Genomic DNA, 12364 nt, shown 5'->3' with positions numbered 1-12364 from the left:
TCGAGAAAGCGAACAACCTGATTAGTGTCGTCGAGGACACCAAAGGCGCGGATTCTGAGAAGAAGTCGGCGATTCAAGCCATCATCGATGCCACTCGCAGCGAGAACGTGGACATCGTTGATACTGCTGGATCGCGCATTTCGGGAAAGCCTGTGGAAGGTCGCAGCGATTCGGTAGCTAGCGATGCCAACAATCACGAAGATAACACTGTTGATGACGCTTCCGCAGAGGGTAGCCGGATTCGTGCGAGCAACATGTCTTTCGGCGACCACGCAAGCCTTGCTCCTGCGCCAGGGGCGTCGACTCCACTCCCGGCAGCACCGAATTCACGGGGGTCGGGCGGGAGTGATACCAGCAAGATGCCGTCAGTGGACGAACCTGCCAAGGTCTATAGCCCTCCGCCACCGGCACCGACCGTGCCAGCCTCGGGTGAAAGCGACACGGTCAGGAGGCCATCTCTGACATCGAATATGGAGGGTCCTACCGCTGGCATGCCTCCCGCTGTACCAGGGCCAGCGATACCCGGGGTCCCTCGGGTACCCGGAATGCCCAGTGCGCCTTCGACTCCGAGCGCGCCATCAGCTCCGAGCATCGGAGTACCTTCGAGCCCGCTGTCGACCCCTTCGACACCCTCGCCATCCGCGCCCAGCGTGCCGAGTACCGCTGGCGCGGCGCCCGTTACGCCCCAACAACAGCTGACCGAGTTCCACAGAGCAATGGCCGAAGCCGCAACGAAAGCCGCCCAAACACCAATCCTGCCAACCCAACCGGCAACATCGCTTGGCTCCGCTCCGATCGCACCGCCATTGACGACACCACCGGTCCTCGACGCGCCACCCGCTCCTACCCAAACGCCCGTAACATCGGCTCCTGCTGCTGGCGCCCCAGCGCCAGTCGCGCCACCACCCGGGCCGTCGGCACCGGCTCCAGGTTCGCCGATACCCCTGGGCCCGCCTCCAACGCCGTCGCCCGCGGCACCCGTCGCATCAGCAGGACCCGTCGGCCCGTCAATGCCAGTCGCCGCCGCCGGCCCCAGCTCTGTGGGAGCCCCTGCACCAGTTCCGGTTTCGGCCGCGCGCGCCCATCGTGAAGCCGCTGCTGTAGCGGCGACAGCAGGCGCTCTGCGCCGTCGTGCCCCCGGCACCGATCCCGCGATGTTGGCTCAACGTATCGCCGCCGCCCTCAACGTCGGTATCACCGATGTCGGATTCTTCTGGATAACCGGCCTGGCGAAGGACGGAACCATCGTCGTCGCCAACAACTACGGACTGGCCTACATACCTGAGGGAGTGAACCTGCCCGAGCACGTCAAGATGGCCACCGCCGACGAATCCATCCCCGCCAGCGTCCGCGCCGCTTGGACGACGTATCCTATTCTCGCCCTTCATGGTTGGGCCCAATACCACAACACCGATCTGCGCGCTGTCATCGCCACCGAAGACCAGTTCAAGGGATTCGACCCGGGTACCCCGAAGATCGTCCTACGGCCGGATGACATCCCCGAGAACGGGGCCATCACAGGGCGGCACCGCCTACAGGTCATCGCCCCCGACGCCGCGATGAAGCTCGCCGCTGTGAGCGGTTCCGGCTTGGCCGACCTACTGCCTCCACCCTCAACCGACGCCAACGCGCCCGAGGATCGACGATCTCAGCTGTGGTTCGAGGTGTTTCGTCCACTGTTGAGCAACGTTCCTGACCGCGCTGCCGTGCAACTCGCGGCGTTCGTGACCTATGCAGACCACGCACGAGAGCTTGCATTGCACCTCGCACACACCGCCGCCGATCCTGCCGCTCAACGTGCCGCCATTGCCGATTGGATCTACTGGCAGCACCTGAGTGTGCTGATGTCCGACGCCGTGAACAGCGAGGGCACCGTATGAGCATCATCAACGCGTTCCTGTCCACGTGGTCGCACACACGACGGAGTTTCGGGGCTGGGACGCCTGTCCGCGGTGCGCAATACAGCAGCGATCGTCTAGGCCACGCCGAATCTATTCTCGCGTCCGCGGCACCCGGATCGCATTGGTCCGGATCAGCCGCCACCGAGTACGCCGCGGCGAATACCAAACAACGCCACGCAATTGGACACTTCGCTGCGGTCGACCACCGCTTCCGTTCAGAAGTCGATCGATCCGCAGACGTTACCGATGCCCGTCGCCGCGATCTCGACACCGTCCGCAAGCAAGTGATCGACGCCGCCGCGAACACGCCTCAGGGCGAGACTGGGGAACGGCTGCGACTCGCGATCGCTCAGAAAGGATTCGAGCAGCTCCGCGAGATCATCCACCGCTCAATCGCCGAATCCCGCGATATCGCCCAGAGAATCCGCGGTCTCCGCGATGAGTACTTAGCGTTGGATTTCCAACAGACACCCGAGCATGAATCCGCGATCCGGGGCGTCGATTTCAAGACCGACACTCCCGACGAGCCACCACCGCTCATTCCGGGCCAGCCAGTCGACCCCGCCTCGAATCCCTTCATTGGCGACGAACGGTTCGGCTACTGGGTAAACATGAACCCATTGCCCTCCAACGGAACGCGACCCCCTCCATTGACACGTCAGTACCATCCGTTCCCGGAAGGCACGCCGCTGAAGATTGGCGGCACGACGGGCTGGTACACGCCGGGGAAGAGCTGGGCCGCCGACCCACCGGCCGGCAGACTCGAAGAGCAGTACCGGTTCCGGATTGCCGGCCACGAGGCAACGACATACACGAAGATGGTCCACGAGAACGGGCGCTGGCAGCAGCAACGCTGGGTTCAGAACGTCTACGAGTACCAACAGCACAACCGGGTCGTCGACAGCAATGAGCAGTCGATGACGTTCATGGATATCAGGTGGAAACCTATTGATCTCAACGAGATTGCGGTGCTGTCAGCCAAGAACGCGGATATCACCTACTACCTGCCCGATGGCTGCGGCGGCCAGTTCACGTATCAGAACGGCGTTCCTATCGGTGGCTTGCGCGGGCTTCCCCCGTCACCGCCGATCATGACGCGACCGCGGTGACCTATCCCGGGACCCGCCTAACGTCGGGCAGACGGCGCCTCGTCAGGATCTTCGGAGTCCAGTTCGTCCCAATGCACCCACTCCGGTAGCGGAGTCGGTGGCACGCCGCGGAAATACGGGCGCTGCAGGCTCAGATCAGGCCGATCGCGGTAATGCGCTCTGCGAGAGCGAATGACGTACACGGTCACAATCGCCGCTAACCCACACAGGATGAACGCGATCAGAGCAATCTTGAGTATCAGCAGCAACACGTCGTCCCCAGACCCATCACCGCACTGACTCTACCGCCGCCCGGCGTGGCCAGATCCCGACGATTGTTGTCCGTCCGGCAACTGTCCGGACCTGCCGCGACTCGGCAATGTGACGGTATGACCAACGACCAGCTGTCCGTGCCGGGAGATCCCGTCGAGTGGAACCTCCCGGACTCCGAAATCTGTTCCACCGCCCTTCGATTGACGGCCGACGTGTCCCCGCCCTTCCTGACCAACCACTGCGTCCGCAGCTACCTGTTCGGGCGCGAACTCGCTGCCGCCAAAGGCTTACGCAGCGACATCGACTATGACGACGAACTGTTCTTCCTCGCCTGCATCCTGCACGACCTCGGCATCACCGATTACGCCCTCGGTGACCAGCGCTTCGAAGTTGACGGTGCCGACGCCGCCGCCCGCTTCCTCCGTGAACGATCGGTACCCGAGGATCGCGTCACCACCGTGTGGCAGTCCATCGCCCTGCACACCAGTGTCGGCTTGGCTGAACGATTCGGCCCAGTGCAGTCCGTCTGCTTCGTGGGCATCTCGCTCGACATCGACGGCAGGGCCAAGGACCTTCTCTCGCCCGGGTTCGCCGATCGGGTGCACACCGCCTGGCCGCGACACGACCTCGGATACGCGATCTCCTCGGCCATCGCCGAGGGCACCCGGGCCAATCCGATGAAAGCTCCCCCGTTCTCGTTCCCCGCCCACTTGAACGAGGTGTTAAACGGGACCTCGTTCACATTCCTCGACCTGGTCGCCGCCTCGGGGTGGGGTGACCAGCCCCTGAGGAGTAGCAGCATGACCTGACCTGCACACATGTCGCAATCGGAAACCCGCCGGTGTCGAAATTCGTGATGGACACCGGGCCATGCGAGGCCAAGCATGGATGCCGCTAGGAGAGGCGGTTTGGGAATGACGATCAGTGTGGCTGAACGCGCGGAGCTGCGCACGGCCGTGGGCGAGCTGCTGGCCGACAAGTGCACCGAAGAAGACGTGCGCCGCGTGATGGGCAGCGACGAGGGGTTTGATCGCGACTTGTGGACCCACCTTGCCGAGCAGGGCGTTCTCGGCATGCTTGTCGACGACGACCATGGTGGGCTCGGCTTCGGCGCTCTGGAACTCGAAGCCGTCGCTGAGGAGACCGGCGCCGCCCTCCTGCCGGCACCCTTCATTTCCAGCGCGGTGCTGTCGGTCGCGCTCATCCAGGCCGCCGGCTCGGATGACGACAAGCAGCGGCTGCTGCCCGGCCTCGCCGACGGCACCTCGATCGGCACCGTCGCGCTCACGGGCAAGTCCGGCACGTGGACCGCAGACGGCGTCGACGTGCAGGCCAACGCCGACGGCACGCTCACCGGCACCGCCCACTACGTCACCTGGGGTCAGGTGGGGGACGTCGTACTCGTGGTCGCCCGGGCCGCAGACGGTATCGGCGTGTACGAAGTCACCGGTGACTTCGAGCGCACGGCCGCAACGGTTTTCGATCCGACGGTGCGCCTGTCCGCCTTCACCTTCACGAACACCCCCGCACGCCGCCTCGGCACCGCGGGCTGGGACGCCGTGCAGACCGCGCTGGACTATGCGGTCATCGCGTCGGCGGGCGAGCAGGTCGGCGGCGCCCGCAAGATCTTCGACATGACCGTCGAATACCTCAAGACCCGCGTCCAATTCGGCCGCCAGATCGGTAGCTTCCAGGCGCTCAAGCACATGGCCGCCGATCTGCTTCTCGAGGTAGAGAACGCCACCTCTGCCGCACAACACGCGGCTGCCGAGAAAGCTGCGAACAGCGAGACATCCGACGGCGCAACCGCATTGGCCGGATTCACCTGCGCCGAGGCGTACGAGACCATCGCCATGAACGCCATCCAGATGCACGGCGGCATCGGCTTCACCTGGGAGCATCCCGCCCACCTCTTCCTGCGGCGGGCGCGCACCGGACTTCAACTGTTCGGTGGTCCGCGCCTGCATCGCGAGCGCTACCTCACCTCGAAAGGTGCCTGACATGACGACCCAAGAACTGCCGACACCTGACGAACTCCGCGCCGAGGTCCGGGAGTGGTTGCGCGACAACTGGACTCCTCTGCCCAAGTCCGATGACCCCTGGGTCTCGTCACCCGAGCGGATCGCGTGGTTGGAGAAGGTGCTCGAAGCCGGCTACGCCGTGCCGACCTATCCCGCCGAGTGGTTCGGTCGCGGCTACCCGAACAAGTTGGCCAACGTCATCGGGCAGGAGTTCGCCGCCGTCAAGGCTCCGGGCTCGCGCCAGGACAAGTACAACATCCCGGCCAACACCGTGCTCGCGCTCGGCACCGGCAAGCTCAAGAACGACCTGCTGCGCGACTTCCTCGTCGAACGCGCCCGCACCTGCCTGCTCTACAGCGAGCCAGGCGCCGGCTCCGACCTCGCCAGCGTGCGCACCACCGCCGTGCGAGATGGCGATCAGTGGGTTGTCAACGGCCAGAAGGTGTGGACGTCGGGCGCACAGACCGCCGACTACGCGCTCCTGCTCGCCCGTACCGACTGGGACGTGCCGAAGCACAAGGGGCTGAGCCTGTTCATCATGCCGATGAAGCAGCCCGGCATCGAAGTGCGCCCGCTGGTGCAGATCACCGGCGAATCCCACTTCAACGAGGTGTTCATCAACGACGCCGCGGTGTCCAACGACTACCTCCTCGGTGGTGAGGGCAACGGCTGGCGGGCGCTGCAGACCGCGCTGGCCTATGAGCGCTCCATCATGGGCGACAGCGGACGCGGTTCGCGAAACCGCAAGGCCGACAGCCTGATCGAGCTGGCCCGCGAACACGGCAAGCTCGATGACCCCGCCGTGCGCTATCCCCTGGCCAAGGTGCTGGCCATGCGCGAACTCAACAGGCTCAACAATGCCCGCGCGAAAGCCAGTACGTCAGTGGGCACCTCGAGCTCGATCATGTCCCTCGGCAAGCTCGCGATGTCGAAGATCCTGCACACCGAGGCCGCGATGAAGACACAGATCATCGGCGCCGAGGCGCTGCTGGCCGGGCCCGATAATCCGGTGGCCGACGACGTCAACTTCCTGACGCTCAACGCGTTCTTCACCTCGATCGGCGGTGGCACCGACCAGATCCAGCGGAACATCATCGGTGAGCGCGTGCTCGGCCTGCCCAAGGAGCCAGAGGCCGATCGCGACATCCCGTTCCGACAGGCCCGCCGGAGCTGACCCAGATGGCCGACTCCTACGATCCCCCGCTGAGCGGCACCCGGATTCTGGACCTGACCTCGGGGCCGATGACCGCCGTCGGGCGCCTGTTCGCCGACCTGGGCGCCCACGTGACGGCGCTCCACGTGCCCGGCATTACCGCCGACGACGATGTCGTGGGCCCGCACGTCGACGAGGTGCCGATCCAGACGGCGATTAACCGCCACGGCATGCCGGTGGTCGACGTCGAGGGCCCGGCGGAGTTCGAGGGACTGCTCGCCGGCGCTGACATCCTCATCGAGAACACCCGGCCGGGATCGGCCGCCGAAACGGCGTTGTCGGTGCGTCGCCTCCGCGAGCGGTATCCGGCGCTGGTGATCCTGTCGATCAGCGACTTCGGCCGCGACAACGACTACCGCGGTTGGCAGGGCACCACCCCGGTTTTTCACGCGCTCTCGAGCGAGTTGTCGAGGTCGGGCATTCCCGGCCGGGAGCCGCTGATACCTCCGGCGGAGCTGCCGTATCACGTCGCCGCCGCGCAGGCCGCCGTGATGACGGCGGCCGTCTATCTCGACCGGTTGCGCACGGGCGAGGGCGATCTGATCGACTTCTCCGTTCTCGACGGCGCGATGCAGACCCTCGACCCGCCCTTCGGCTCGGCAGGAAGCGCTTCGGCGGGCGTCGCGGTCAGCGCGCAGCAGCGCGATTTCAACGCCGAACAACAGCGCTACCCGATCATCGCCTGCAAGGACGGCCACGTCCGCATGTGCGTCCTGGCCAAGCGACAATGGCATGGCATGTTCAAGTGGATGGGCAGTCCGGAGGAGTTCGCCGACCCGTCCTACGACAAGCTCGGAAAGCGTTTCAGGTCACCGGAACTGCTCGCCACGATCGAACGCTTCTGCGCGGACAAGACTCGCGCGGAGTTGGAGGCGCAGGGCCAGGCCCACGGCGTGCCCACGGCGGCAGTGCTGACACTGTCCGAGGCGTTGAACGCCGAACACTTCACTGCGCGTGGGTTTTTCCGCGACGTCGGCCTGGCCGCCGGTGTGGTGGCCCCAGTTCCGGTGGGCGTCACCGAAATCGACGGTCACCGCGCCAGCGCGCTCAATGCGCCGAATCCGGCGCAGGCTGACCGGCCTACCGAAGCGCCGCTGTTGAAGACACGCGATCGTCGTGGAGAAGGACTGCCGCTGGAGGGTATTCGCGTCCTGGACCTGGGTGTCATCGTCGTCGGCGCCGACACCGGCAGGCTGTTCGGCGATCTCGGTGCCGACGTCGTCAAGATCGAACACTCCGCGCATCCCGACGGCCTGCGGATCGGTAAGCCGACATCGATGACCCAGCCGTTCGCCGCGGGCCACCGCAACAAGCGGTCGATCGGCATCGACATGCGCACCGCCGAAGGCCGGGAGTACGCGCACCGGTTGGTGAAGATTTCCGACGTCGTGCTGACGAACTACAAGCCGGGCGTGGCCGAGGCGCTCGGCATGGACTACGCGACGCTGAAGGAGATCAATCCGGGCATCGTCGTCGTCGACAGTTCCGCGTACGGGCCGAACGGCCCGTGGGCCAAGCGCCTCGGGTACGGTCCGCTGGTTCGCGCCGCCGTCGGTTTCACGAACCTGTGGACGTATCCGGACGACCCGGACACCTTCTGCGACACCGTCACCGTCTACCCGGACCACGTCGCCGCCAGGATCGGCGCGCTGTCGGCGATCGCCCTGCTGTTGCGCAGGGAGCGCACCGGTGCGGGCGGGTCGGCCAGCATCTCGCAGGCCGAAGTCATGCTCAGCCACCTCGCGGCCGACATCGCCGCCGACGCCTTGCAGAGGGGCGGGCGCGCCGGGGCCGACGCACCCGCCGACGACGCCATCTGGGGACTCTTCCCCGCCGCCGGTGAGGACAACTGGATCGCGATCACCGCACGGGACGAGGCCGACCGGGAGGCGTTGTGCACGGTCGTCGGCGCAGCCGATCTGGAGGCCGTCCGCGCCTGGACGGCGCAGCGCTCGAAGACCGAGGCGATGGAGATCCTGCAGAACGCGGGGGTGCCTGCGGGCGCCGTGATGCACGCCAACGAGCTCCCCGGCTGGAGGTATTACGAACAGCGGCGCGCGTTCCGGGAAGAGCTGCATCCGCACGGAGACGTCCCGTTCATGATGGAGAACGTTCAGATCCACTGCGACCATGTGGCGGATCCGCCGCTGGGGCAGGCACCGCTGTTGGGTGAGCAGACCGCCGAGATCGCAGCCGAGCTGCTCGGCCTCGACGCCGCGGAGATCGAGGAGCTGCACGAACGCGGCGTATTGGAGACCCCGCCCGTCTCGTAGCATTCGAGGTGGCTACTACCACTTTCGAGCGCGGCAGGGATGGACATCGACTTCACCAGGCTCCGGTACTTCGTGGCTGTCGCAGACGAGCTGCACTTCAAGCGGGCCGCCGACAAGTTGATGATCACGCCGCCGCCGCTGAGCAAGCAGATCAAACTGCTGGAGAAGGAACTCGGCGGGCCGTTGTTCGAGCGCGGCTACCACGATGTGCGGCTGACACCTCTGGGCCAGCGTCTGCTCGGTCCGGCACGCGAGATTCTGCGACAGGTCGAGGACTTCAAGGCGACAGCCGCACAGACGGTGAAGGGCCAGTTCCCGATCCGGGTGAGCGCCACCGCCTATGCCCCGTCGGATCTGATCGCCGCGCTGGAGGGGATCCTCGCCGAGCTGCCCGGCCCGACCGAGTTCACCGTGCCGGGATCGGCGGCGGAGGTCACCGCCAAGCTGATCGCCGGCCAGGCGGAACTGGGTCTGATCCACCTGCCCGCGAGTGACAAACGCTTGCGGTACAAGGTGGTCGCCCAATACCAAGGCGCGATCGCGGTTCGGTTCGACGATCCGTTGGCCGCCAAGGATCTGGTGGCCATCGAGGAGTTGTGCGATCGGGAAGTGGTCATCGACGTCGCCCGTCCCAACCCGGTGGTGCTGGCCGGATTGACGCGTCAACTGAACCGCAGGGGCGTCCACCGCATTGTCCGTACGACGAATCAGCGGGGCGGCGAGGTCGAGATGGCGACCCAGGTGTTCAACCGCCACCTCGTCGCGGTGGTCAGCTACGCGCCGGATTCGTTCATCGGCAAGATGTTCTCCCCGCCGGAGTTCAAGTTGATCCCCGTCGATGAAAGCACCTGGGCACCAATTGAACTCGCGCTTGCATGGGTGCCTGAACGGCTTCGAGGCAGGGCAGCCGAGATCGAGTCGACGGTGGAACGCATCGCCGATGCACTGGGGCCGGTGCGGCGCGGCGCATGACCTGACTGCATGGCCAGCGCCACATCCACACCGTCGGTAGGGCAGGCTGGTGTCGACGATGACCGACCCCCGCCCCACCGCCACCACCGACGAGTCGCTGAGCCTGTCCGCGCTGAGCGCTAAAGGCGACGACGCCGACGAGTTGTTCGGCTCCTTCGCCGCATGGGCCGAGTCCAAGGGCACTGCGCTCTACCCCGCGCAGGAAGAGGCGCTGATCGAGCTGGTCAGCGGGGCGAACGTGGTGCTCGCCACGCCGACGGGCTCGGGGAAGTCGCTGGCCGCCACCGGCGCGCTGTATGCCGCGCTGGCAGCGGGTCGGCGCAGCTACTACACGGCGCCGATCAAGGCCTTGGTGAGCGAGAAGTTCTTCGCGCTGTGCGACGTCTTCGGCGCCGCGAACGTCGGCATGCTCACCGGAGACGCGGCGGTGAACGCGGGCGCGCCGATCATCACCTGCACCGCTGAGGTGCTCGCCAACATCGCGCTGCGTGAGGGTGCCGAGGCGGACATCGGTCTCGTCGTGATGGACGAGTTCCATTTCTACGGTGACCCGGACCGCGGCTGGGCGTGGCAGGTACCGCTGCTGGAGCTGCCGAGGGCCCAATTCCTGCTGATGTCAGCGACACTCGGCGACGTCACGTTCCTGCGCGAGGACCTGACGCGACGCACCGGTAGGTCGACGGCGCTGGTCGCCAATGCCGAACGCCCCGTGCCGCTGCACCACTACTACGCGACCACACCGATGCACGAGACGATCACCGACCTGTTGGAGACGAAGCAGGCGCCGATCTACGTCGTCCACTTCACCCAGGCCTCGGCGCTGGAACGCGCGCAGGCACTGATGAGCGTGAACGTGTGCACCAAGGAGGAGAAGAAGGCGATTGCCGAATTGATCGGTGGTTTCCGGTTCACGTCGGCCTTTGGGTCGACGCTGTCGCGCCTGGTGCGCCATGGCATCGGTGTGCACCACGCAGGCATGCTGCCCAAGTATCGGCGGCTGGTGGAACAGTTGGCCCAGGCCGGTCTGCTGAAGGTCATCTGCGGTACCGACACCCTCGGCGTCGGCATCAACGTGCCGATCCGGACCGTCGTCTTCTCCGCGCTGTCGAAGTACGACGGCACGCGCACGCGTCTGCTGACGGCCCGCGAGTTCCATCAGATCGCCGGTCGGGCGGGACGGGCGGGTTACGACACCGCGGGGACCGTCGTCGTGCAGGCGCCCGACCATGAGGTGGAGAACCTCAAACAGTTCGCCAAGGTCGCCGATGATCCGAAGAAGCGCCGAAAACTGGTGCGCCGCAAGGTGCCCGAAGGCATGGTGCCGTGGAGCGAGTCGACCCAGAAGCGGCTGATCGATGCGCCGCCGGAACCGTTGACGAGCAATATGCGCGTGTCGACGGCGATGATCCTCGACGTCGTCGACCGCCCGGGCGATCCGTTCGCGGCCATGCGCCGCCTGCTCACCGAGAACCACGAGCCACGGAAACGGCAGCTTCAGCACATCCGCGAAGCGGTCGGCATTGCGCGTTCGTTGTTGCAGGCCGGCGTGATCGAGCGTCTCGACCAGCCCGAGCCGGACGGGCGGCGCTATCGACTCACGCTTGATCTGCCACCCGATTTCGCCCTCAATCAGCCGCTGTCGACGTTCGCCCTGGCCGCGGTCGATGTGCTGGATCCGGGCTCGGAAACCTATGCGCTGGATGTGGTTTCGGTGATCGAGGCAACGCTCGAGGACCCGCGCCAGGTCCTGGCGGCGCAGCTGAACAAGGCGCGTGGCGAGGCGATCGCGGCGATGAAGGCGGAAGGCATCGAGTACGACGAGCGGATCGAACTGCTGGACGAGGTCACGTATCCCCGGCCACTCGAAGAGCTGCTCGAGCACACCTTCGAGGTGTATCTGCAGAGCAATCCGTGGGCTGCGGACGGGCACCTGTCGCCGAAGTCCATCGTGCGGGAAATGTGGGAGCGGGCATTCACCTTTCGTGAGTACGTCAGCGTCTACGGGCTGACGCGCTCCGAGGGGGCGCTGCTGCGGTACCTGTCCGACGCCTTCAAGGCGCTTCGGTCCGGAGTGCCCGCCGCGGCGCGGACCGAGGAGCTCAACGACATCGTCGAGTGGCTGGGCGAGCTTGTGCGGCAGGTAGATTCGAGCCTGCTCGACGAGTGGGAACAGTTGATCAGCCCGGATCAACCGCTGGATACACCGGTAGCGGTGCCTGCGCGCCCGCGTCCGCTAACCGGCAACGAGCGGGCATTCACCGCGATGGTCCGCAATGCGCTGTTCCGGCGGCTCGAACTGTTCGCGCGCCGCCGCTGGTCCGCCCTCGGTGAGTTGGACGCGGCGTCGGGATGGACGGCTGAGCGCTGGGAAGACGTCGGCGAAAATTACTTCGCCGAGCACGACCAGGTGTTGACGGGTGCGGACGCTCGCGGGCCGGCGCTGTTGATCATCGATCGGCAGCCGGGCGTGTGGCGGGTTCGGCAGATCGTCGACGACCCTGCTGGCGACCACGATTGGGGTTTCGTGGTCGAGGTGGATCTCGAGGCTTCTGACGAGGAGGGCGCGGCCGTGCTGCGCGTCGTCGACGCGGGACGGCTCGACTAAACCGTCTCCGTCCACGCC

9 protein-coding genes are annotated in these 12364 nt (G+C 66.0%); 8 read left to right on the top strand and 1 reads right to left on the bottom strand.

Going from position 1 to position 12364, the window contains the following annotated elements; all coding sequences use genetic code 11:
- Positions 1 to 843: 843 nt before the first annotated feature.
- Complete coding sequence (locus G6N43_RS03235; protein ID WP_133056586.1) at positions 844 to 1056, bottom strand: hypothetical protein; 213 nt, start codon at positions 1054 to 1056, stop codon at positions 844 to 846.
- Positions 1057 to 1154: 98 nt separating this feature from the next.
- On the opposite strand from G6N43_RS03235, the gene G6N43_RS03230 reads away from it, so the two are divergent.
- The 8 genes from G6N43_RS03230 (at position 1155) to G6N43_RS03195 (ending at position 12346) form a co-directional block, all read left to right on the top strand.
- Positions 1155 to 1880: an EspK C-terminal domain-containing protein gene (locus G6N43_RS03230; RefSeq protein ID WP_083156909.1), complete on the top strand. Its 726-nt coding sequence runs from the start codon at positions 1155 to 1157 to the stop codon at positions 1878 to 1880.
- Positions 1877 to 3010, top strand: a complete 1134-nt coding sequence (locus G6N43_RS03225) for an EspA/EspE family type VII secretion system effector (RefSeq protein WP_083156908.1) — start codon at positions 1877 to 1879, stop codon at positions 3008 to 3010. The genes G6N43_RS03230 and G6N43_RS03225 overlap by 4 nt, the downstream gene beginning before the upstream one ends.
- A 368-nt stretch (positions 3011 to 3378) precedes the next feature.
- Positions 3379 to 4071 (top strand): HD domain-containing protein, encoded by a 693-nt coding sequence (locus G6N43_RS03220; RefSeq protein WP_083156906.1) that lies wholly within the window; start codon positions 3379 to 3381, stop codon positions 4069 to 4071.
- Between the two features lie 105 nt (positions 4072 to 4176).
- Complete coding sequence (locus tag G6N43_RS03215) at positions 4177 to 5262, top strand: acyl-CoA dehydrogenase family protein (RefSeq protein ID WP_083156905.1); 1086 nt, start codon at positions 4177 to 4179, stop codon at positions 5260 to 5262.
- Between the two features lies 1 nt (position 5263).
- Positions 5264 to 6457: an acyl-CoA dehydrogenase family protein gene (locus G6N43_RS03210; protein ID WP_083156904.1), complete on the top strand. Its 1194-nt coding sequence runs from the start codon at positions 5264 to 5266 to the stop codon at positions 6455 to 6457.
- A gap of 5 nt (positions 6458 to 6462) precedes the next feature.
- Positions 6463 to 8769, top strand: a complete 2307-nt coding sequence (locus tag G6N43_RS03205) for a CaiB/BaiF CoA-transferase family protein (protein WP_083156903.1) — start codon at positions 6463 to 6465, stop codon at positions 8767 to 8769.
- A gap of 39 nt (positions 8770 to 8808) precedes the next feature.
- Complete coding sequence (locus G6N43_RS03200; protein ID WP_083156902.1) at positions 8809 to 9741, top strand: LysR family transcriptional regulator; 933 nt, start codon at positions 8809 to 8811, stop codon at positions 9739 to 9741.
- Positions 9742 to 9799: 58 nt separating this feature from the next.
- Complete coding sequence (locus G6N43_RS03195; protein WP_083156901.1) at positions 9800 to 12346, top strand: DEAD/DEAH box helicase; 2547 nt, start codon at positions 9800 to 9802, stop codon at positions 12344 to 12346.
- Positions 12347 to 12364: the final 18 nt, after the last annotated feature.

This window comes from Mycolicibacterium moriokaense, from assembly GCF_010726085.1.
Lineage (GTDB): Bacteria > Actinomycetota > Actinomycetes > Mycobacteriales > Mycobacteriaceae > Mycobacterium > Mycobacterium moriokaense.
This window is presented reverse-complemented; position numbering and strand designations above follow the sequence as displayed.

Excerpts from the sequence above, each read along its gene's own strand:
- G6N43_RS03230 (WP_083156909.1), top strand. The coding sequence starts at position 1,155 with ATGTTGGCTCAACGTATCGCCGCCGCCCTCAACGTCGGTATCACCGAT.
- G6N43_RS03195 (WP_083156901.1), top strand. The coding sequence starts at position 9,800 with ATGACCGACCCCCGCCCCACCGCCACCACCGACGAGTCGCTGAGCCTG.
- G6N43_RS03200 (WP_083156902.1), top strand. The coding sequence starts at position 8,809 with ATGGACATCGACTTCACCAGGCTCCGGTACTTCGTGGCTGTCGCAGAC.
- G6N43_RS03220 (WP_083156906.1), top strand. The coding sequence starts at position 3,379 with ATGACCAACGACCAGCTGTCCGTGCCGGGAGATCCCGTCGAGTGGAAC.
- G6N43_RS03225 (WP_083156908.1), top strand. The coding sequence starts at position 1,877 with ATGAGCATCATCAACGCGTTCCTGTCCACGTGGTCGCACACACGACGG.
- G6N43_RS03210 (WP_083156904.1), top strand. The coding sequence starts at position 5,264 with ATGACGACCCAAGAACTGCCGACACCTGACGAACTCCGCGCCGAGGTC.
- G6N43_RS03215 (WP_083156905.1), top strand. The coding sequence starts at position 4,177 with ATGACGATCAGTGTGGCTGAACGCGCGGAGCTGCGCACGGCCGTGGGC.
- G6N43_RS03205 (WP_083156903.1), top strand. The coding sequence starts at position 6,463 with ATGGCCGACTCCTACGATCCCCCGCTGAGCGGCACCCGGATTCTGGAC.